18 protein-coding genes are annotated in these 21,062 nt (G+C 66.8%); 8 read left to right on the forward strand and 10 right to left on the reverse strand.

Annotated features, from left to right (window positions below):
* Positions 1-21 precede the first annotated feature (21 nt).
* Positions 22-1,473, forward strand: coding sequence for an aldehyde dehydrogenase (locus tag AC07PF_RS31605; RefSeq protein ID WP_494614566.1), 1,452 nt, complete (start codon positions 22-24; stop codon positions 1,471-1,473).
* A gap of 817 nt (positions 1,474-2,290) precedes the next feature.
* Here AC07PF_RS31605 and AC07PF_RS31610 read toward each other — a convergent pair.
* The 4 genes from AC07PF_RS31610 to tsaD all read right to left on the reverse strand — a co-directional run bounded on the left by AC07PF_RS31610 (position 2,291) and on the right by tsaD (position 7,339).
* The gene (locus AC07PF_RS31610) at positions 2,291-2,791 is read right to left on the reverse strand and encodes a hypothetical protein (protein WP_494614567.1); all 501 of its coding nucleotides are present in this window, start codon (positions 2,789-2,791) and stop codon (positions 2,291-2,293) included.
* 64 nt (positions 2,792-2,855) lie between these two features.
* Positions 2,856-4,454: a bluetail domain-containing putative surface protein gene (locus AC07PF_RS31615; RefSeq protein WP_494614568.1), complete on the reverse strand. Its 1,599-nt coding sequence runs from the start codon at positions 4,452-4,454 to the stop codon at positions 2,856-2,858.
* Between the two features lie 121 nt (positions 4,455-4,575).
* The gene (locus AC07PF_RS31620) at positions 4,576-6,135 is read right to left on the reverse strand and encodes a bluetail domain-containing putative surface protein (protein WP_494614569.1); all 1,560 of its coding nucleotides are present in this window, start codon (positions 6,133-6,135) and stop codon (positions 4,576-4,578) included.
* Positions 6,136-6,286: 151 nt separating this feature from the next.
* A complete protein-coding gene (gene tsaD / locus AC07PF_RS31625) occupies positions 6,287-7,339 on the reverse strand; it encodes a tRNA (adenosine(37)-N6)-threonylcarbamoyltransferase complex transferase subunit TsaD (protein WP_145695428.1) in 1,053 nt (350 codons plus the stop codon).
* A gap of 77 nt (positions 7,340-7,416) precedes the next feature.
* Here tsaD and AC07PF_RS31630 point away from each other — a divergent pair, with 77 nt between their 5' ends.
* Positions 7,417-8,754: a phenylacetate--CoA ligase family protein gene (locus tag AC07PF_RS31630; RefSeq protein WP_494614570.1), complete on the forward strand. Its 1,338-nt coding sequence runs from the start codon at positions 7,417-7,419 to the stop codon at positions 8,752-8,754.
* A 1-nt stretch (position 8,755) separates the two neighbouring features.
* Here the strand turns inward: AC07PF_RS31630 and AC07PF_RS31635 are convergent, their stop codons facing one another.
* The 4 genes from AC07PF_RS31635 to AC07PF_RS31650 all read right to left on the reverse strand — a co-directional run bounded on the left by AC07PF_RS31635 (position 8,756) and on the right by AC07PF_RS31650 (position 13,996).
* Positions 8,756-9,904, reverse strand: a complete 1,149-nt coding sequence (locus AC07PF_RS31635; RefSeq protein ID WP_494614571.1) for a hypothetical protein — start codon at positions 9,902-9,904, stop codon at positions 8,756-8,758.
* A gap of 309 nt (positions 9,905-10,213) precedes the next feature.
* Positions 10,214-12,076 (reverse strand): fibronectin type III domain-containing protein, encoded by a 1,863-nt coding sequence (locus AC07PF_RS31640; protein ID WP_494614572.1) that lies wholly within the window; start codon positions 12,074-12,076, stop codon positions 10,214-10,216.
* Between the two features lie 161 nt (positions 12,077-12,237).
* Positions 12,238-12,774 carry an adenylyl-sulfate kinase gene (cysC, locus tag AC07PF_RS31645; protein WP_145695424.1) on the reverse strand — a complete coding sequence of 179 codons (537 nt, stop codon included), beginning with the start codon at positions 12,772-12,774 and terminating at the stop codon, positions 12,238-12,240.
* A gap of 61 nt (positions 12,775-12,835) precedes the next feature.
* Positions 12,836-13,996 carry a branched-chain amino acid ABC transporter substrate-binding protein gene (locus AC07PF_RS31650; protein WP_007855894.1) on the reverse strand — a complete coding sequence of 387 codons (1,161 nt, stop codon included), beginning with the start codon at positions 13,994-13,996 and terminating at the stop codon, positions 12,836-12,838.
* 206 nt (positions 13,997-14,202) lie between these two features.
* Between AC07PF_RS31650 and AC07PF_RS31655 the strand changes: the two genes are divergently transcribed.
* The 4 genes from AC07PF_RS31655 to AC07PF_RS31670 all read left to right on the forward strand — a co-directional run bounded on the left by AC07PF_RS31655 (position 14,203) and on the right by AC07PF_RS31670 (position 18,314).
* Positions 14,203-14,829 carry an ANTAR domain-containing response regulator gene (locus AC07PF_RS31655; protein ID WP_007855895.1) on the forward strand — a complete coding sequence of 209 codons (627 nt, stop codon included), beginning with the start codon at positions 14,203-14,205 and terminating at the stop codon, positions 14,827-14,829.
* A gap of 438 nt (positions 14,830-15,267) precedes the next feature.
* Positions 15,268-16,512, forward strand: a complete 1,245-nt coding sequence (locus AC07PF_RS31660; RefSeq protein ID WP_494614573.1) for a CmpA/NrtA family ABC transporter substrate-binding protein — start codon at positions 15,268-15,270, stop codon at positions 16,510-16,512.
* A 51-nt stretch (positions 16,513-16,563) separates the two neighbouring features.
* Entirely contained in the window at positions 16,564-17,496 is a 933-nt protein-coding gene (gene ntrB / locus AC07PF_RS31665; RefSeq protein WP_494614574.1) for a nitrate ABC transporter permease, read from the forward strand.
* Complete coding sequence (locus AC07PF_RS31670) at positions 17,493-18,314, forward strand: ABC transporter ATP-binding protein (protein ID WP_145695422.1); 822 nt, start codon at positions 17,493-17,495, stop codon at positions 18,312-18,314. Before ntrB ends, AC07PF_RS31670 begins: the two co-directional genes overlap by 4 nt.
* A gap of 72 nt (positions 18,315-18,386) precedes the next feature.
* On the opposite strand, the gene AC07PF_RS31675 is transcribed toward AC07PF_RS31670, so the two are convergent.
* Positions 18,387-18,824: a CBS domain-containing protein gene (locus AC07PF_RS31675; RefSeq protein ID WP_007855902.1), complete on the reverse strand. Its 438-nt coding sequence runs from the start codon at positions 18,822-18,824 to the stop codon at positions 18,387-18,389.
* A gap of 445 nt (positions 18,825-19,269) precedes the next feature.
* Between AC07PF_RS31675 and AC07PF_RS31680 the strand changes: the two genes are divergently transcribed.
* Both AC07PF_RS31680 and AC07PF_RS31685 read left to right on the forward strand, forming a co-directional pair.
* Positions 19,270-19,563 carry a DUF4148 domain-containing protein gene (locus AC07PF_RS31680; protein ID WP_145697286.1) on the forward strand — a complete coding sequence of 98 codons (294 nt, stop codon included), beginning with the start codon at positions 19,270-19,272 and terminating at the stop codon, positions 19,561-19,563.
* Between the two features lie 77 nt (positions 19,564-19,640).
* Positions 19,641-19,934 (forward strand): DUF4148 domain-containing protein, encoded by a 294-nt coding sequence (locus AC07PF_RS31685; RefSeq protein WP_494609617.1) that lies wholly within the window; start codon positions 19,641-19,643, stop codon positions 19,932-19,934.
* Positions 19,935-20,032: 98 nt separating this feature from the next.
* On the opposite strand, the gene AC07PF_RS31690 is transcribed toward AC07PF_RS31685, so the two are convergent.
* Complete coding sequence (locus tag AC07PF_RS31690) at positions 20,033-21,046, reverse strand: TRAP transporter substrate-binding protein (protein ID WP_494614575.1); 1,014 nt, start codon at positions 21,044-21,046, stop codon at positions 20,033-20,035.
* Between the last annotated feature and the right edge of the window lie 16 nt (positions 21,047-21,062).

A 21,062-nucleotide genomic window follows, 5' to 3' on the forward strand; every position in this document is an offset into this window, starting at 1 on the left:
TATTCATCCAGGAGACATTCCATGACTGCCATTTCCATGCTGATCAACGGCGAGCGCGTGCAGGCCGCAGGCGGCGCCACCTTCGAGCGCCGCAACCCGCTCGACGGCTCCGTGGCCACCACCGCGCCTGCCGCCACGGTGGCCGATGCCAAGGCCGCCGCCGACGCCGCCGCCAAGGCCTTCCCGGCCTGGTCGGCCCTGGGGCCCAATGCGCGCCGTGCGCTGCTGCTCAAGGCCGCGCATGCGCTCGAAGCCAAGGGCGAGGCCTTTGCCGCCGCCATGGCCGCCGAGACCGGCGCCTCGGGCCTGTGGGCCGGCTTCAACGTGCACCTGGCCGCCGGCCTGCTGCAGGAGGCTGCCGCGCTCACCACCCAGATTGCCGGCGAGGTGATCCCGTCCGACGTGCCCGGCAGCCTGGCCATGGGCGTGCGCCAGCCCGCAGGCGTGGTGCTGGGCATCGCGCCGTGGAACGCGCCCATCATCCTCGGCGTGCGCGCCATCGCCACGCCGCTGGCCTGCGGCAACACGGTGATCCTCAAGGGCTCTGAACTGAGCCCCGCCACGCACGGCCTGATCATCGAGGCCCTGCAGGAGGCCGGCCTGCCCCCGGGCGTGGTGAATTTCGTGACCAATGCCCCGGCCGATGCCGGCGCCGTGGTCGAGGCCATCGTGGCCCACCCGGCTGTGCGCCGCGTGAACTTCACGGGCTCGACCAAGGTCGGCCGCATCGTCGCGCAGACCTGCGCCAAGTACCTCAAGCCCACGGTGCTGGAGCTCGGCGGCAAGGCCCCGCTGGTGGTGCTCGACGATGCCGACGTGGATGCGGCCGTGGATGCCGCCATCTTCGGCTCGTTCGCCAACTCGGGCCAGATCTGCATGTCCACCGAGCGCATCGTGGTGGACGCCTCCATCGCCAACGACTTCGTGGCCCGTTTCGCAGCGCGCGCCCAGGCGCTGCCGCTGGGCGACCCGCGCAAGGGCCCGGTGGTGCTCGGCTCGGTGGTGGACATGGCCACCGTGCAGCGCTGCAACGCGCTGATCGACGACGCCCTGGCCAAGGGTGCCAAGCTGGTCTGCGGTGGCAAAAGCGAGAACACGCTGATGGCTGCCACCATCCTCGACCACGTGACGCCCGCGATGGACATCTACCGCGAGGAGTCCTTCGGCCCGCTCAAGCCCATCGTGCGTGTGAACGGGGTCGAGGAAGCGGTTGCCTGCGCCAACGACAACGAGTTCGGCCTGTCCGCCGCCGTCTTCGGCCGCGATGTGGCCCGTGCCTGGAACGTGGCTGCGCGCATCGAGTCGGGGATCTGCCATATCAATGGACCCACCGTGCACGACGAGGGGCAGATGCCGTTTGGCGGGGTGAAGAATTCGGGGTGGGGGCGGTTTGGGGGGATGGCCGGGGTGCGGGAGTTCACGGAGTTGCGCTGGATCACGGTGCAGACGACTGCGCGGCACTATCCGTTCTGAGCTTTCTGCAAAGTTGCTGCGTGGTTGCTGCGTGCCTTGGTTGAGGGCGGAAGCCGGGTCTCGGCCCGGCAGCCGAGGTACCTTTCTTTGCTTCGCCAAAGAAACGTACCCCAAAGAAAGGCGACCCTGCTGCCCGTGTCCCCCTCGCCCTGCGTACGAGGGGGCAGCCTGCGATGCTCGAAGCTGGGGTGCGCCTCGCAACTCGCTGCGTTCCCCCTTCGGGTGAACTCCGCTCAGACATCTGCGGCGAGTCAGATGACAAAGCGCGTGTGTCCTGCGGCACATGCGCCACCCCAGCTTCTGCGCTTCTCGGCACGGTCAGAAGGGGGTGGAGACCCACACGGGCCATTGCTTCGCTCGGCCCGGTGCACCGTCGCTACGCTCGGTCTGGGCAGGGCAATCGCGCAAGTCGAGTCGGCAGCACGCAGCGCGTAACCGACACCCGGCGCAGCTGCGCAGCAGCAGCCGTCCCTGTCACCGCTCCCCACCCCTGCTGGCTGCGCCGAGAAGCGCAGGAGCTGGGGTGGGCGTGTGTGCCGAAGGACACACACGCTTCGTGCTCTAGCTTGCCGCAGCTGTCTGAGCGGAGTTCGAAGAACGCAGCGAGTTCTGCGGCACCACCCCAGATCCGAGCACCGCAGGCTGCCCCCGTTCGCCCGACAGGACGAACGGGGGACGCAGACTGGGGGTCGCCTTTTCTTTGGTGAATTTCTTTTGGCGACGCAAAAGAAAGTTACTGCGCCGCCGGGCGCACATCCCGGCTCCCGCCCTCAACACAAACCACAGAAGCAACCACAGCCAACATACCAGCAACAGGCTACCCCTCACCGCCAGCAAGCACCCCCACCAAGCTAACCCCCATGGGGTCAGACCCACCAGAGGGGAAGGTAACCAAGGCCCCGGGGTTGCTGGAGTAGGCATAGGAGTCCACCAACTCCCTGTTCCACGCCACAGCGGCAGCATGGAGCACCGCCTGATCCCCCGGGGCGTGATGCTCCAGCCCCGACAGGATCTGCCCCAACTGCAAGGCCACCAGGCCCACATTGGCCTTGCCCACCAGCACCAGGTAGTCCCGCAGGGCCGCCTGCAGCCCAGCGTTGGGCAGCACCCCCAGGTTGCCCAGGAGATGGGTGGACAACTGATCCTCCGACATCCCGACAAAGCCGGCACCAAAGGCCAGGGCAAATGCGCCTGTGCCCATCGATGCGGCCATCGCCACCTGGTGGTTGAAAGCCGTGTACGCAGGCGACTGATCGTTGAACGCCCGGTTCAGGACCGTGGTGACGGCCTGGGGACTGTCGGAAAGGGTCTGTGTCATGGAAGGAGCTCAGGGCACTACAGGGAACGACCGAGCAAGGTGCAGGGCCAGGCCGCCGCCCTCTTCAGGCCACAGCCCACGATGCATCGGCCAGCGTTGTGACACCACTGAGCTTGACGAGGCTGTCGTTGGCGCCCAGGGAGGCCACGGCATCGTTCACCAGGATGTAGGTGTCGGCCCCATAGCGAAAGGCGATGGCCTTGTTGGCGCCCGCCGTGGTGGCGGCCAGGGCCGCGGCATCCAGCAGCGACGCCGACGCGGCAATGCCGTCCAGTTGCGCAGCGCTGGGGGCCGCCTTGGCCGTTGCGCTGGCCGCGCTCAGGCGGATGGTGTCGACGCCGTTCTCGAAGTCGGTCACCCAGATGGCCGACCAGCCGAGCGCCTGCGACGTGCTGGTGTCCAGGTCCCGCGCTGCGGCGCCGGCCAAGCCTCCAATCCGCAGCGTGTCCGCACCGCTGCCCAGGGTCACGATGTGCGCGTTGCTGGCACCGCTGGTGACCACGTCATCGCCATCACCCGAATTGAAGACCAATCGTGCGCCAGAGGCATCGTCGATGGTCAAGGTGTCGCCCGCCGTACCGCCCATGATCCCCACGGTACCAGTGCCGGTGGTGGCAAACCCCAGGTTCAAGGCGCCCGAGAGGGCCGACGCATCGATCGTGCCGATGTGTTCCCCTGTCACCGTGGTGGTGAGCCCCTGGCCACCACGGATCACGATCAGTTGGGCTGCATCGGCAGCGATCCGGGCCTGGTTCACCGTGGTGGACGCCACGGTGCCCGCCTTGCTGTCGATGGTCAGGGTCTCGATGGCGTTCACGATGAGGGTATCGGCTCCAGTGGCATCGGCCAGGGCGATATTGGCCGAGTCGAAGGCACCAGATGCGCCGGCAAAATTCACGGTCAGCGTTCCGCCGGCAAGGGAGTTCTGGATGCCCACGGTGGTCGAGAGCTTCACGCCATCGAAGAAAAGGGAGCCCGTGCCCGCAGCAGCCTCCCGCCACAACTCGGCGATTCCCAAGGACTGCTCAGCGTTGAAGTGGGCGAAGCCAGCGGCGGTGATGAGCACCTTGTCGATACGCTGCATCGAAGGCGTGACCCTTTCGCCATCCCCCAGTGTTGCCTTCAGTACGTCCCCCTGCAGGCCGCGGCCTCCCCCCTGGATGACGTCAGCCGATCCCAGTTGGCCAGGCCGCTCTGCCAGAATGAGGTCGTCATACAGGGTGCCCAGCAGGGCATCGGCACCGTCCGTCAGCGACAGTGTGGAGCTTGGGCCGTCCGAGTAAACCGGCCCGGGAAGGGTCGGTAAGGCGTTGGCTGGGTTGCTGGTGTAAGCATGCGAAGTATCCACCTCCAGATTCCACCTCGCCGCAGCCGCCCCGTAGATGGCCAGGTCGCCCGTTGCGTTCTCCAGGCCCGACAGGATCTGCCCGAGCTGCAGCGCGACAATGCCCACATTGGCCTTGCCCACGGAGACCAGGTAGTCCGTCAACACCGTTTGCAGGCCTGCATTGGGCAGCAGGCCCATGTTCCTCAGGAGCAGGGTGGACAACTGGGCTTCGGTCATGCGCGTGTAGCCCTCGCCATACAGCAGCGCAAAGTGCGTAATTCCATACGAACTGGCTGCCGTAACCATGTTGGTGTAGGCGGCGTAGGAGTGCGACATATCATTGAACGCGCGGCTCAGCATCGTGATGCCTGCGGGAACGCCCGAAACTTGTAGCGGCATATCAACCTCTTGGTTCAGAAAATGGGCGAACAGCAGAGCAGGAAGCGCTCAAGGCGCATCACGCCACCGTCCACGACATCTCGGCCAGCGCCGTCACACCGGTCAGCTTGACCAGGCTGTCGTTCTCCCCCAGTGCCGCGGCGCCGTCATTCACCAGGATGTAGGTGTCGGCACCGAAGCGGAAGGCAATCGCCTTGTTGGCGCCTCCCGTGGTGGCCGCCAAGGTCGCGGCGGACAGCAGCGAGGAGGAGGCTGCGATGCTGGCCAGCTCGGCGCTGCCGGGCGCGGCCTTGGTGGCAGGGTTGGAGCTGGTCAGTCGGAGCATGTCCGTGCCGCTCACGAAGCCGGCCACCTGGATGGCCGACGCGTCGAGCGCGGCCGCGGTGCTGAGGTCCATGTTCTGCGCCACCATGCCCGCCAGGCTGGCAATGGACACCGTATCGGCACCGCTCCCCAGGGTGACCTTGTGCGCGGCCTGGGCGTTGAGGTCGATGGACACGCCTGCGGTCCCCGCAAGCGCCAGGTCCAGTGCATTGACCATGGACCGGGCATCGATCAGAGAAAGCTTGGCACCGGTCACCGTGGTGGCCAGGGCCTGGCCGCCGTAGATGGTGATCTTCTCTGCCTGGTCGGCGGTGATGCGGGCCTGGTTGGTGGTGGTCGCTGCCACATTGCCTGCCGTGCTATGTACAGTCAGGGTTTCGACGCCTGCAACGATGATTTCGTCGTTGCCCGTGGCGTCCGCAAACACGACATTTGCCGCGTCGGCAGTGCCCGTCGCACCCGCGAACTTCACGGTCAGGGCACCGCCTGCGCCGGAGTTCTGGATACCGACGGTGGTTGCCAAGTTCACGTTGGAGAACGTGGCTGCGCCTGCGGCTGCGTCGACCCACAGCTCCGCCAGGCCCGTCGCATTGGCGGCGCTGAATTCGGCTCCGGCACCCGCAGTGATGAACGCCTTTTCAACACTTGTCAGTTTCGGTGACACCACCGCTGCTGCGGCCAGGGTGGCCTTCAAGGTGTCGACGCCGCTGCCGCCATCGACCACATCGGCACTGGACAGCAGGCCTGCCGTGCTGGCCAGGATGGTGTCGCCACGGTCGCTGGTCTGTGCGGAGGACAGAACGTCATCGCCCGAAGTCAGCGTCAGCGTCAGGCCCGGCATATTCATGGGGCCGACATGCGATGGAACGGTGTTGGCGGGATTGGACGAGTAGTTGGACGAAGCCGCATGGTCGCTGCTCCAAGCCAACGCTGCGGCGCTGTAGATGGCCAAGTCGCCGACGGCATTCTCCAGGTTTAACAGGATCTCGCTCAATTGCAGGGCGACGATGCCCACATTGACCTTGCCCACGGACACCAGATAGTCCTTCAAGGCGGTCTGCAGGTTGGCATTGGGCAGCACACCCATGTTCCCCAGCAGCTTGTTGGCCAAGGCCTCCTCGCTCAGGTCCTGGAAACCCGCCCCGTACTGGAATGCAAAAGCCCTGTGGCTCTGGGCCGTCGTGCCTGCAGCCGCCACATCGCTTCTGAATACGGCATTCGAAGGGGCCTGGTTGTTGAACGCACGGTGCAACAGGATGACGGGGTCGTACAGAGGTCCAATCGTTGCAGGCATCGCGAACTCCAAAACAAAAAAGGATGCGCGAAGCGTAGGTGCAGGCCAGGCAGGCCCGTGTGTCAGCCGTCACAAAAAAACATTTTGCAACCTGTCGCGCAGCCGTACGCCGCCCTGGGATGGTCCGGCAGCGCGGGCCGCCCGCAGGTACTCAGGCGGCGGCCGCCGAGATCGAATCCAGCGGCCAGCGCGGCTTCACGTCGAAGGCGTACTCGGCCGAGGCCTGCTGCTGCCCCGATTCGAGGCGCATCGCGGCGGCCATGGCGATCATGGCGCCGTTGTCGGTGCACAGGTGCAGCTCGGGGTAGTGCACGCGCACCTTGTTCTTGGCGCAGGCTTCGTTGAGCTGCTTGCGCAGGTGGCGGTTGGCGCCCACGCCGCCGGCCACGACCACGCGCTTCATGCCGGTCTGCTTCAAGGCGGCCAGGGTCTTCTTCACCAGCACCTCGACGATGGCGGCCTCGGTGCTGGCGGCCAGGTCGGCCTTGCGGGGTTCGAGCTCGTCGCCCAGCTTTTTCGCCTGGGTGAGCACGGCGGTCTTGAGCCCCGCGAACGAGAAATCGAGGTCGCCGCTGTGCAGCAGCGGGCGCGGCAGCTTGAAGGCCGCAGGATCGCCCTGCTCGGCCAGGCGCGACAGCGCGGGGCCGCCAGGGTAGCCCAGGCCCATGAGCTTGGCCGACTTGTCGAAGGCCTCGCCGGCCGCATCGTCGATGGTTTCGCCCAGGATCTCGTAGCGGCCCACGCCGTCCACGCGCATGAGCTGCGTGTGGCCGCCGGACACCAGCAGCGCCACGAAGGGGAACTCCGGTGGGTCGGCGCTCAGGAAGGGCGAGAGCAGGTGCCCTTCAAGGTGGTGCACGCCCAGCACCGGCTTGCCCAGCGCCGCGCCCAGGGCGCAGGCCACGCCCGCCCCGACCAGCAGCGCGCCGGCCAGGCCGGGGCCGCGCGTGTAGGCCACCACGTCCACGTCGGCCAGGGTCTTGCCGGACTCGCCCAGCACCTGGGTCGCCAGGGGCAGCACGCGGCGGATGTGGTCGCGGCTGGCCAGCTCGGGCACCACGCCGCCATAGGCCTGGTGCATCTCGATCTGGCTGTGCAGGGCGTGGGAAAGCAATGCGGGTACCTGCCCTTGCGCGCGCGTTTCCACCAGGGCCACGCCGGTTTCATCGCACGAAGATTCAATACCCAGTATCAGCAACGTCATGCCCCAAGTGTAGAGGGCCTACGCCCGCCGCGAGGCGCCACAATCGGACAACCCCACGCACTGCACGCCTCCCCGCCATGGCCGACGCCCTCCACTTCCACTCGCCCCAGACGGCGCAGATGCTGCTTTTGGCCCAGCAGGTGCGCGCCTGGGAGCGCGTGGCGCCGGCCGAGTACCAGGCCCTGCAGCAGCGCCAGCTGCACACGCTGATGCGACATGCCCACCAGCATTCGCCCTTCTGGCGCCAGCGGCTCGAAACGGCGGGATGGCCGGCCGGGGCCGCATCGCCGCACACGGTGCTCGCCCACCTGCCGGTGCTCACGCGCGCCGACCTGCAGGCGCACTTCGCCCAGGCCCGTGCGCGCTGGCCTGGGCTCCAGGACGAGGGCGTGGCCACGTCCGTCACCTCGGGTTCCACCGGCGAGCCGGTGCGCGTGGAAAAGGCCAGCGCCATGTACTCGCCCCTGTATGCCGCCATTTCCTGGCTCGAAGCCCAGTGGCACCAGCGCGATGCCCGGCGCAAGATCGCCGTGCTGGGCACGGGCCTCACGGATGGAACGCAGGACACCTGGGGCGACATGTACTCCGCCATGGGCCTGCGCGGCCCCTGCGTGCTGCGCAACATCAGCCAGCATGGCATGGACTCGCACCTGGACTGGCTGCTGCAGGAGCAACCCGACTACCTCAAGTGCAGCCCCTTCGCGGCAGCCGAACTGGCACGCATGGCCCTCGCGCGCGGCGTGCAGCTGGCCATCCGGCAGGTGATCTCGCAGTCCGAGCGCGTCACGCCCGCCCAGCGCGCCCTGTGCCGCCAGGCGTTTGGCGCGACCATCGTGGACCGCTATTCCTGCGAGGAGACCGGTTGGATCGCGCTGCAGTGCCCCATGCACGAGCACCTGCACCTGCTGGGCGCCACCACGTTCATGGAGATCGTCGATGGGGAGGGCCAGCCCTGCCCCGTGGGCGTGCCGGGACGGGTGCTGGTGACCAGCCTGCACAGCTTTGCCATGCCCATCCTGCGCTACGAGCTGGGCGACATCGCCGAATGGGGCCCGCCCTGCGGCTGTGGCATGGCCCTGCCCGTGATCGCGAGCATGAGGGGCCGCACCCGGCACTTGGTGCAGACCGGCCGGGGCCCGCTGCCCATGCCCTTCCTGGGCGATGAGCTGGGCCGCATCGAACCCATCCGCGCATTTCGCATGCGGCAGTATGCGGACGGCACGCTGCAGTTGCAGCTGGAGGTGCCGCGCGCGCTCACCGCCGAAGAACATGCTGCCGTGCGCACCGTGTTTGCGGCCAACGCCTTGGCGGACCTGCCCCTGCATGTGGAGGAGTTGGCCCGCATCGATTGGCCGGCCGGGCGCAAGCGCGAGGAGTTCGAGCGCGTGGACCGCGCATTCGAACCCTCGCCCTAGTTCACTGCGGCCAGACCTTGCCCTTGTTCACAAAGGCACCGCTGCCAGCCCGGTAGCCGAAGTGGACCTCGACATTCGCTGCCCGCATCTCCGCTTCGGTGAAGTCCAGCTGCGGCTTGAACTGCAGCGTGGCGGCGTTGGTCACCTGGCTCGCGAAGGCAATGCCCTCGGCGTCCGCCGGCACCTGGCTGGTCCAGGTGCCATCGCCCTTGCGGAAGAACCACAGGTCCGGTGCAGAGCCCTGGGCCGGAATGCGGGCCGCCACCCAGGCGCTGATCTTCGGGTTGGCAGCCACGTCGGCTGCCGTCTGCGCCAGGGTGATGCCCAGTTGCAGCGGCTGGCTGGCCGTGGACAGCACCGCCGTCGCAACCGTTGCGGCCGCCGAGGCCTGGGTGGTCGCCTGCTGGTCCGTGCTGCTGGCGGTGCCCACGGCCGGGCTCGGGCCCTCCACCGGATCGGGGGTGGTTGTAGCGGTCCAGGTGATCGCTGCGTACCCGGCAGCATACTTGGCCATGTCCACGTCGATGGCGCCCTGCACGTCGTACAGCGGGCTGCCGTTGATCTGGCGGATGTAGAGCCAGTTGCCCTGGCTGGTGCTGCCCTTGCTGGCGTCGAGCTGGCCGCCCACGAAGCGCACCGTGCCACCGCCATCGTGCACCACGAGGTGGTCGGCGCCGGGCTCGTTGACCAGGCGCGAGAACGTGGTGTCGATGTGCTCGGTGGCCTGCACGTTGGCGTACTCTGCGGCGCCCAGGGCCGCCTCACGGACCGGTGCCGAGCCGTAGCGCAGCGCGAAGGCGGACTCGGTGCGCTGGGGCGCATAGCCCGAGAACATGAACGAGCGGGTGCCTGCGGGGATGTAGATCCTGAATTCCTTGTACTGCAGCTGGTAGCCGGTGAACTCGGGCAGCGCCAGCGAACCGCCGCCGGGGAACGCGCAGCCGCCCGTGGCGTAACCGATGGCGCAGCCCGTGACGCCCTCGGGAGCGTACTGCTGCTGGAAACCGGTCTTGGTCGTGAAGGTGTAGTCGTAGGTGCCGGCGGCAGGGGGCAGCGCGATCTTGAGCGCCGATTGGTGAAGCGAAACGAAATTGGCAGCGTGGGCCAGCGAGGCCAGCGCAGAAAGACACAGGACAACCAGAAACCGCATTGAAAACCACTCCAGGACAAACAGACAGGCAGAAAAAAGCGCCCCGCGGGCGCCGCGAGGCCTGGCCTCGCCGCGCCCACCAGGGGCGGCCATCATTCAGTTATTTTGAATAACCTTATGCAAGCACTCCGTACGGGCCCGAAGCGGCACGCACAGCCTTGCCCCATGCCATCTGGCGCACGGGGCGAGGCTCAGAGGGGCTGCCAGAAGGGAAGTTCCTGTAAAGACAGGGGTGTTACACCTGGCCCACTGCCCCACCGCGGCGCCGGTAACGATCGCGAGGATTTGCAACGCAATCCTGGCACCTGCTCACTGCAGCGGCCCGAGGTAGGTCGCCTGCATGCCGTTGAGCAGGAACAGGTGCTTGTGGTTCAGGTCGGGAAAGCGCCCCTGGTTGATGACGATGTCCACCTGGCCGTTGTCCCACCGGGTGGGGACCTGCACGACCGCATCGGTGCGCTGCTCCCACTGGGGCGCGTCGGCCAGCTCGATGCGCCGCAAGCTGAAGTCCAGGTAGGGCATGGCGTGGCCGATGAATTCGCCCAGGTCGCCGTTCATCTCCACCGTGTTGTTGAGCAGGAAATAGTCGAGCTTGCCGCCCACGCCCAGCCAGCCGGTGTTCTCGCCGGTGTAGTTGCGCGACACATCGGTGAGCAGCTTGCCGTTGGCATAGAACGCCACCTTGTCGTTGGCAAAGTCGGCCAGGATCTCGTAGCGCATCCAGGTGTTGTCCGTGTACCGGACAGGCGCATCCGAGTAGATGCCGGGCACGCCGGTGTTCGCCCCTTCGGCGCGGGCCGTGAGCGAGCCGCCCTCCTTGGCGGTCCAGACGTTGCGGTTGGGGTTGCTCGAATCGGTCCAGTAAAAGCGCAGGTACTTGCCAGGCGCGTCGATCGTGGACAGGTTGATGTAGCCCGTGTAGTACATCTGCGGGTAGTAGGCATTGGTATCCCACAGGTTCCAGTTGCGCAGTCGGTAGCTGCTCGGGTACCTGTCGCGCGTGGCCTGGGTGATGCTGCGCTTGAGCCAGCGGCCCGAGGGCGTGGTACCGCCCGACAGCTCCAGCGTGGCGCCGGACTCCGTGGCCTGCGCGTTGAAGTCCGTGGAGGTCAGGATGGGGTAGATGCCATCGAGGTGCGTGCGCCATGCCGCCTTGGTGTTGGCCGCAGGCACCTGGCCGGTGGCGCTGCCGAAGTCCGTGAAGCGCGCCAGCAGATGGCGCTGGCCGAAGAAGGTGTAGCCGCCCGCATTGTGGTCGGCCTTGCTGCCCAGGCTGCTGCCGGTGATGCTGTACGGCCGGCCATGGGCGGGGCTGGTGGCGGCCTGCGTGCGGCCCTGCACAACGCCGCTGGCAGCCGATGCGTTGCCGGCGGCGTCCAGCGCATGCACCCGCAGCGCATAGCTGGTGGCAGGGGCCAGGCCGGTGAGGGTATGGCTGGTGGTGGAGACCTTGTCCTGGAGCGCGCCGTCGAGATAGACCGCGTAGGCCGCCACGGCCACGTTGTCGGTGCTGGCCTGCCATTGCAGGCGCAGGCTGTTGCTGGTGGCCTGCACGACACGCAGGTCCGTGGGCGCACTGGGCGGCGTGGCATCAGGGACGCCTGGGCGTGTTCCGCCGGGCCCTGTGCCCTGGGGTGTGGCCGGGCAGGCGGCCACCACCGCTTCGTTGCCCGCGATAGCCCCCACGGCGCCGAAGCGCTGGCGTGCCAGCAGGTCCTCGAAACTGCCGGGGCCGCTCTTGCCAAAGCCGGCAAAGAGCTGCAGACCCGCGAGCCCCGCGGCGCTGCGCACGGCCGGCTCGGCGATGCTCTGGTGCAAGGCGTTGCCGGGGGCCGTGGCCGATTTCTGCGGATGCGCCACATTGCGCAGTGCCGGCGCCGGCCAGGTGCCGGGCTGGTGGGCGGCCCACCCCCCGGCAGCATTGCGATAGAACCAGTGCCCGGAATAGGCTGCGACCAGGTACACGTCGTAGCCCGCGTCCACACTGTCCTGGGCAAGGTCCAGGTCGAAGCGCAACTGAAGGCCCTCGCTCTGATGAAAGCAAGTGCTCGCATTGCCCACGGGTGCCGCGCCGGCGAGGAGGCTGAATGCGCTGGCCAGGGCTCCCAGGGCCAGGCGGCCCCGCCAGGCGGCAGGCACCACGGGCGTGCGGGCGGTGGTGCGGTGTTTCACGGCGTTTTTCATGGCGGCGCTGGTGTGCGTGGGCGCAAGGCACGGTGCCCGGGGGTTGGCGGGTATCGGAAAGCGCCCGACGATACGGGAAAGAACGGCGCGCCGCAACGCCGCGCCCAGCCTTGGGCCTGCGGGGCCGCGGCGACCACGCGCAAGCAGGCTCAGCGCCGCTGCGTGCGCGCCGCCAGCAGCTGCTGCACCATGGCGGCCACCGTGGTGGTCTGGGTGTCGTAGCGCGACTCGGGGGCACGGGGCACCTCGTAGGCGCCGTCCCAGCCGGTCAGGCCGGTGATCAGCCCGGCCCGGGCGCGCGCGTACAGGCCCTTGGGGTCGCGGCGGGCACATTCCTCCACGGGCGTGCTCAGGTGGATCTCATGGAACTCGCCGGGGGCGAACAGGGCGCGCACCCGCTGGCGGTCGGCCTCGAAAGGGGAGACAAAGGCGCACACCACGGTCAGGCCGTTGTGGGCCATCAAGCGCGCCACTTCGCCGGCGCGCCGGATGTTCTCGGCCCGATCGGCGGCCGACAGCCCCAGGTCGGAGCACAGGCCCTTGCGCAGCTCGTCGCCATCGAGCACGCCTGCCCGGCCACCAGCCTGGTTGATGGCACCGGCCAACGCGGTGGCCAGGGTGGTCTTGCCGGCGGCGGGCAGGCCGGTGATCCAATAGACGATGGGGTTCAGACAGGGCTCCAGCATGGGCGGCACAGGGGAAGTGCACCGACTGTAAACCAGCCAGAGGCCTGCCGGTCTGGCGTTCTTACCAGCGGTCCGAGCGCATGCGCAGCTCCCACCCGCCGCCGCGCAGCTCGTACACGCCCACGGCGCCATAGCGCTGCTCGCCCTTGTCGTCCCAGGTCATGGTGCCGATCACCGGCGCATAGCCGTTGATGCTGTGCATGGCCTTGGTGATGGCCTTGGGGTCCGCAGACTTGGCCTTCTGGATCGCAGCGGACAGCACATAGGTGCTGTCGTAGCTGTAGTGGCCCCCATAGGCCGGGGCCTTCTTGAACTCGGCCACGTACTTCTCGAGGAAGGGCTTGCCGGTGGTGAACTCCTTGGCCTCCAGCACGGGTGAGGTGGCATAGATGCCTTCCACGATGCCGACGCCCTTGGCCATGTCGGTGGTCTTGATGGTGTCACCGCCCAGCAGGCGCACCTTGGTGTGATCGACTTTCTTGAGGGCCTCGAGCAGGGCAATGGCCTGGAAGTCGTTGAGCGTGGAGACGATCACCTCGACCCGGGCGGCCTTGAGCTCGCCGGCCAGCGCATCGAAGGCCGTGGTCTTGTCGTCGAAGGACTTGCGCACCACGACTTCTTTCTTCTCGGCCTTGAGCTGCTCGGCCGCACCGTCGGCCAGGCCCTTGCCGTAAGGGGTGCCGTCGTCGAGCGCGGCATAGCGGCTGGCGCCCAGCTGGGTGGCAGCGAACGAGCCGATGGCGCGCGCCTGCAGGGTGTCGTTGGCCACCATGCGGAAGGTGGTGGGAAAGCCCAGCTGCGTGAACTTGGGGTTGGTGGAGATGGCGATCTGCGGGATGTCCTTGGCCGCGTAGATGGGGGCGGTCTCGATGCTCACGCCCGAATTCAGGTGGCCGATGACCGCCACCACGCCGGCATCCACCAGTTGCTGGGCCACGGTCTTGCCGGTGGCGGCGTCGGCCCGGTCGTCCACGGGCACGACCTCCAGCTTCACGCGCTTGCCGTCCACGGTGTAGCCGCCCTTGTTAAGCTCGGCCACGGCCAGGTTCACGCCGTTGAGCAGGTCCTGCCCCAAAGCGGCCAGGGGGCCGCTCAGGGGTTGGGCGACCCCGATCTTGATGGTGTCGGGCACTTTGCCGCAACCCGCCAACAAGGCGGTGGCGGCCACAGCGGTCAAGGCCAGGCTGGCCGAAAATCGGCGCCGGTCGATGGGCAGGTTCATGCAGGAAGCTCCATATCAGTATGTCAATGTGACCGGATGTATATGCGACGCCGCAAAGAGGCGCTATCGGGTATGCCCTCCCAATACTCACTCTATTAGCAAGTTTCAGGCCCTCGCCGCCATGGACCTGCCAAAACCAGGGTAGACCCCTGCCTGCACCAGCCCGGCGCACCAATTTATGGCGTAAATCTTGCTATGCTGACAGCATGAACGAGGCCTTGCGCATAGTGGTGGTCGCCCCCGATCTGGCGGTCACCGACCCCAACGACGAGCACGCCCTGCTGCAGGCAGAGCGCTCGCGGGCGCTGCGCATCGGCCTGCTGGAAAACAACTTCAACCTGGTGGCCACGCTGCCGTCCGACGTGTACCTGAGCGAGCGCCTGGCCCAGTTGCAGCCCGACCTCATCATCGTGGACGCCGAAAGCGAGGCACGCGATGCGCTGGAGCATGTGGTCATGGCCACACGCGACGAGCGCCGCCCCATCGTCATGTTCACCAATGACGAGGACACCTCGCACGTGAAGGCGGCCGTGGCTGCCGGTGTGTCGGCCTACATCGTGGCCGGCCTGTCGCCCCAGCGCATCCGGCCCATCCTGGACGTGGCGATGGCGCGCTTCCAGCACGAGCAGGCGCTGCGCGCCGAACTGGCCGACGCCAAGACCGAGCTCAAGGACCGCAAGACCATCGACCGCGCCAAGGGCCTGCTGATGGAGCGCCAGGGCCTGACCGAGCAGGCCGCATACGAGAAGCTGCGCAAGACGGCCATGGACAAGGGCCTCAAGCTGGTCGACGTCGCCCAGCGCATGCTCGACGTGGCCGATCTCCTGAGCTGACAGACCCCGGCGGCGCACGCCGCAGGGCCAGCATGCAGCGCCGCCAGCACACGCGGCGCACCACTCCCGCCCCCCGCCCTGCCCACCACGGCCCGCGATGGTGCAGCGCACAACACCTGTGCAGTCGAACACGGTGCAAGGCCGGCGCCTTGTCGTGGTGCATGTGGCCAATCTCCGCTTGTCGATTGAACATGTTGCTATCAAAAACTGATCTGACAGGTTGTTGAACAGGTTGGCACAGGGTTTGCATTACCTGGACAAGACCAACGGAGGTCTTCGATGAGCGGTATCCATCCAATGGCGGGCGGGTACCCCTCGCCACCGGACAGAGGCGTCCCCACCCGCGCTTGGCGCTGCGTGACTTTCTTTTGGAAGTTGCAGCAGCCCATGCGCCGAGGGGGACGCCTTTTTTGTTTTTCAAGCCACCAGGGAAGCACCATGACCGATCTGCTCAAAACCAGTCTCAACCGCCGCACCGTGCTGCAGGCCGCCACCGTGGGTGCCGTGGGCGTGAGCCCCGCCCTGCGCGCCCTCGTCCACGCACAGGGCTCGGATGCCCCCGAGAAGAAGGAAGTGAAGATCGGCTTCATCCCGCTGACCGATTGCGCCAGTGTGGTGATGGCCTCGGTGCTGGGCATCGACAAGAAGTACGGCGTGACCATCATCCCCACCAAGGAGGCGAGCTGGGCCGGCGTGCGCGACAAGCTGGTCAACGGCGAGCTGGACTTCGCCCACGTGCTCTACGGCCTGGTCTACGGCGTGCACCTGGGCATCGCCGGCCCCAAGAAGGACATGGCCGTGCTGATGAACCTGAACCACAACGGCCAGGCCATCACGCTGTCCAAGAAGCTGGCCGACAAGGGCGCCGTCAACGGCGCCGGCCTGGCCAAGCTCATGGCCAGCGAGAAGCGCGAGTACACCTTCGCCCAGACCTTCCCCACGGGCACACACGCCATGTGGCTGTACTACTGGCTGGCCGCGCATGGCATCGACCCGATGAAGGATGCCAAGGTCATCACCGTGCCGCCACCGCAGATGGTGGCCAACATGCGCGTGGGCAACATGGACGGCTTCTGCGTGGGCGAGCCCTGGAATCACCGCGCCATCATGGACGGCATCGGGGTGACCGCCACCACCACGCAGGACATCTGGAAGGACCACCCCGAGAAGGTGCTGGGCACGACCTCGGAGTTCGTGCAGAAGTACCCCAACACGGCCCGCGCCGTGACTGCCGCCATCCTTGAAGCCGGTCGCTGGATCGACGAGAGCCTGGGCAACAAGAACAAGATGGCCGAGACCATCGCCGGCAAGGCCTACGTGAACACCGGCGTGGACGCCATCAACCAGCGCATCCTGGGCCGCTACCAGGACGGCATGGGCAAGACCTGGGACGACCCCAACCACATGAAGTTCTACAACGACGGTGCGGTGAACTTCCCCTACCTGTCGGACGGCATGTGGTTCCTGACCCAGCACAAGCGCTGGGGCCTGCTCAAGGACCACCCCGACTACGCCGGCGTGGCCAAGGCCATCAACCGCACCGATGTCTACAAGCAGGCGGCCACCGCCTCCAAGACCCCGCTGCCCAAGAGCGAGATGCGCACGCACAAGCTCGTGGACGGCGTGGTCTGGGATGGCAAGGACCCCGCGAAGTACGCCGACGGCTTCAAGCTCAAGACCTGACAGCCCCTTTCCCCGCACGCCCCACGTTCCCACCCGCACAGGAGATCCACCATGGTCAGTGCCGTTTTCCACTCCCCTCCCGCCGCGCTGCCGGCCGATGCACCGGCAACGCCCGCCCGCGGCGCGGCCACCCAGGCCGAGGCCCGCAAGGAGCCCCCCGCCAGCGTGCCCGCGCCCCGCGCCCCGCGCGACTGGGCCGCGCTTTCGCGCAGCTTCTGGATGGCCGTGCTGCCGCCGCTGTGCGGCCTGGGCCTGCTCATCGGCCTGTGGGCGGTGGTGTCCACCACCACCGGTGGCAACATCCCCAGCCCGCTCGCCACCTGGGCGCAGGCGATGGACATCTTCAGCAACCCGTTCTACCGCAACGGCCCCAATGACCAGGGCGTGGGCTGGAACGTACTGATGTCGCTGGAGCGCGTGGCCGTGGGCTTCGGCCTGGCGGCGCTGGTCGGCATCCCTGCAGGCTTCGTGATCGGGCGCTTCAACTTCCTCTCGCGCATGTTCAACCCGCTGATCAGCCTGCTGCGCCCGGTGTCGCCGCTGGCCTGGCTGCCCATCGGCCTGCTGGTGTTCAAGGGTGCCAACCCGGCCGCCATCTGGACCATCTTCATCTGCTCCATCTGGCCCATGGTCATCAACACCGCGGTGGGGGTGCAGCGCGTGCCGCAGGACTACATGAACGTGGCCCGCGTGCTCAACCTGTCGGAGTGGAAGATCGCCACCAAGATCCTGTTCCCCGCCGTGCTGCCCTACATGCTGACCGGCGTGCGCCTGGCCGTGGGCACGGCCTGGCTGGTGATCGTCGCCGCCGAGATGCTGACCGGCGGCGTGGGCATCGGGTTCTGGGTCTGGGACGAGTGGAACAACCTGAACGTCAAGAACATCATCATCGCGATCTTCGTGATCGGCATCGTGGGGCTGGCGCTGGAGTTCGCGCTCATCAAGCTGGCCACCGCATTCACATTCGAAGAGGTGAAAGCATGACGACCGCTACCGCATCGCAATCCGCCAAGTTCATCCAGGTGCAAGGGGTCGAACAGACCTTCAAGACCACCAAGGGCCTGTTCCCGGCACTCCGGGACATCCACCTGACCATCGCCAAGGGCGAGTTCGTGGCCCTCATCGGCCACTCGGGCTGCGGCAAGTCCACGCTGCTGAACCTGATCGCAGGCCTCACCACGCCCACGGCAGGGGCGCTGCTGTGCGCCAACAAGGAGATCAAGGGCCCCGGCCCCGAGCGCGCCGTGGTGTTCCAGAACCACTCGCTGTTGCCCTGGCTGACCTGCTTCGACAACGTCTACCTGGCGGTGGAGCGCGTGTTCGGCGCACGCGAAACCAAGGCCCAGCTCAAGGCCCGCACCGATGCGGCGCTGGCCCTGGTGGGCCTGACGCATGCGGGCCAGAAGCGCCCCGGCGAAATCTCGGGCGGCATGAAGCAGCGCGTGGGCATCGCCCGCGCCCTGTCGATGGAGCCCCAGGTGCTGCTGATGGACGAGCCCTTCGGCGCCCTGGATGCCCTCACGCGCGCCAAGCTGCAGGACGAGCTGCTGGACATCGTGGCGCGCACGCAGAGCACCGTGGTCATGGTGACGCACGACGTGGACGAGGCGGTGCTGCTGTCCGACAAGATCGTGATGATGACCAACGGCCCGGCCGCCACCATCGGCGAGGTGCTGCAGGTCGACCTGCCCCGCCCGCGCAAGCGCGTGGAGCTGGCCGAAGACCCGCGGTATGTGCACTACCGCAAGGCGGTGATCGATTTTCTCTACACGCGCCAGGGGCACGTCGAGAAGGCAGCATGAAGCCCCGCGCCGCAAGGCGCGGCAACACGCCCAAGGCGCTGACCGATCCCGGTCAGCGCCTTTTTTTCAGGCTCAGTGCGTACCGGTGATGTACTGCTCCAGCTGTTCGATGATGAATTTCTGCTCCGAGATGATGTCCTTGACCAGGTCGCCGATGGAGATCATGCCCACGAGCTTGCCCCCTTCCACCACGGGCAGGTGGCGCAGGCGGCCGGTGCTCATGATCTGCATGCACTGTTCACTGGACTGGTCGGGCCGCACGAAGCGCACCGCCGTGGTCATCACGTCGCGCGCCAGCGTGGCGGCGGAGGTGCGGCCCAGCAGGGCAATCTTTCGCGCATAGTCGCGCTCGGTGAAGATGCCCACGATGGCATCCCCTTCGGTGACCACCAGGGCGCCGATGCCCTTGTCGGCCATGAGCTGCAGGGCAGAGAGCACGGAATCCGTGGGCCGGATGGTGTGCACGGTGGCGTCAGGCTTGGACTGAAGAATCTTGGCTACGACGGTCATGGAAACCTCCCTCTGAGAGACGTGGATCGGGCACACGGTCATTTCAGCCCATCTGCTGCCCGAGTGCAACCGCTAAGCAGCATGCGGCCGACCACTGATGTTTCTGCGCTGTTGCATTGCCCTGCGGCCGAAACAAATCGAAAAGAAACGAAACCGCGTCGAGACCCCCGTTAGGGGTTAACCCGGCACGATACACCCATGTTCAACGCGCTGGCTCTCTCGGGAACAAGCCTGGTGGACACCGCAGGAACTCTGTGGATTGTTTCTGATACCGGAACAGTTAATTTGCGACTAGGTGGTTTTTCTCTGAACACCCCAGGCGTACAGTTCAACCCATCGATGAGCCGAACCCGCAAGGCGACTCACCGAACCCGGTCAGCAGCTTGTTCGTATCGCAGCCGTTCCGGTTTTTTTGAGACGCTTTTTCTAACCATAGGACTTCATCATGAACACGACCGCACGCTTCCTCTCCATCGCCGCTGTTGCCGCTTTCGCATCGTTTGGTGCCCAGGCCGACGAAGCCGACGCTTCGCAATTCGCCACCAAGTTCGAAACCAACCGCACCCGCGCCGAAGTGGCCGCTGAAGCCGCCACCGTGGCCCAGACCCGCAGCATCGAGCCTGCCGGGTCGCGTGTCGTGACCTACAAGTCCACGGCCGACCGCGCTGCCGTGCGTGCCCAGGCTGCTGACGCTGTGCGCACCGGCCAGATCTCTTTTGGCGAAATCGGCGCTCTGTAATTCGCATCCAGTTGGCGAATTGCCCCGTATTTCCCAGTACCTCATCCTCATTTTTCAAGTTTCACAGGAGTTTCACCATGAACACCACTGCACGTTTCCTCTCTATCGCCGCTGTCGCCGCTTTCGCTTCCTTCGGTGCCCAGGCTGACGAAGCCGATGCTTCGCAATTCGCCACCAAGTTCGAGACCAACCGCACCCGTGTTGAAGTGATGGCCGACGCCGCCACCGTGGCCAAGACCCGCAGCACCGAGCCCGCTGGCTCGCGCGTGGTGTCCTACCAATCGACCGCCGACCGCGCTGCCGTGCAGGCCCAGGCTGCTGACGCCGTGCGCACGGGCAAGATCTCGTCGGGCGAACTCGGCTCGCTGTAATCTGCCAGGCGAAGGGGCTGCCGACCGCACGGCCGCCCCAGCCAAAAAAGGCCGGGGCCCCGCAAGGGACCCCGGCCTTTTGCCATGGGGCTGCTCGCCTACTTGCGCGCCGCGGCCACCGCGCCCTGCACTTCCTTCCACAGGTCTTCGCCCACGTTGGCGGCGATGCTGGCGTTCACCGCGCCGAGCTTCTCGCGCATGCGGCTGGCTTCGGCGGACGACAGTTCGTTGACCTGCATGCCCTTGGCCTTGAGGTCGGCCAGCGCCTTGGCGGCCTCGTCACGCGTGTCCTGGCGCTCGAAGTCGCGGCTCTTCTTGGCGGCGTCGAGCAGCACCTTCTGCTCGGCCTTGGACAGGCCGTCCCAGTACTTCTTGCTGACCAGCACGATCCAGGGGCTGTAGACGTGGTTGGTAACCGTGAGGTACTTCTGTACCTCGTAGAACTTGCTCGACAGGATGGTGTTGTAGGGGTTCTCCTGGCCGTCCACGGTGTTGGTCTCGAGGGCCGTGAACAGCTCCGAGAACGGCAGCGGCACGGCATTGGCGCCCAGGGTCTTGAAGCTGTCGAGGAACACGTTGTTCTGCATCACGCGCAGCTTGATGCCGTTCATGTCCTCCAGCTTGGCCACGGGGCGCTTGCTGTTGGTCAGGTTGCGAAAGCCGTTCTCCCAGTAGACCAGGCCGACGAGGCCCTTTTCCTGCAGCTTGTCCATCACCTTCTGGCCCACGGGGCCGTCGAGCACCACGTCGGCCTCCTTGGCATTGTTGAACAGGAAGGGCGTGTCCCAGATCGCCATTTCCTTGGTGATGCCCACCAGCGTGGCGGTGGAGCCGACCATCATCTCCTGCGCGCCGCCGATCAGCGCCTGCTGCATCTGCAGGTCCGAGCCCAGCGCGGCGGCGCCGATGGCGCGCACCTTCATCTTGCCGCCCGAGGCCTTTTCGACCTCCTGGGCGAACAGCTTGGTGGCGCGGCCCTGGTTGGACACCTCGTTGAGGCCATAGCCGAAGCGGATGATGCGCGGCTTGAAGTCCTGGGCGGCGGCCTGGAACGAGGCGGCGACAGCGGCGACCGACAGGGCGGCCAGCAGGGTACGGCGGAAAGTCTTCATGGTTGTCTCCATTGGC

It is taken from the genome of Acidovorax sp. GW821-FHT10A04 (assembly GCF_059415825.1).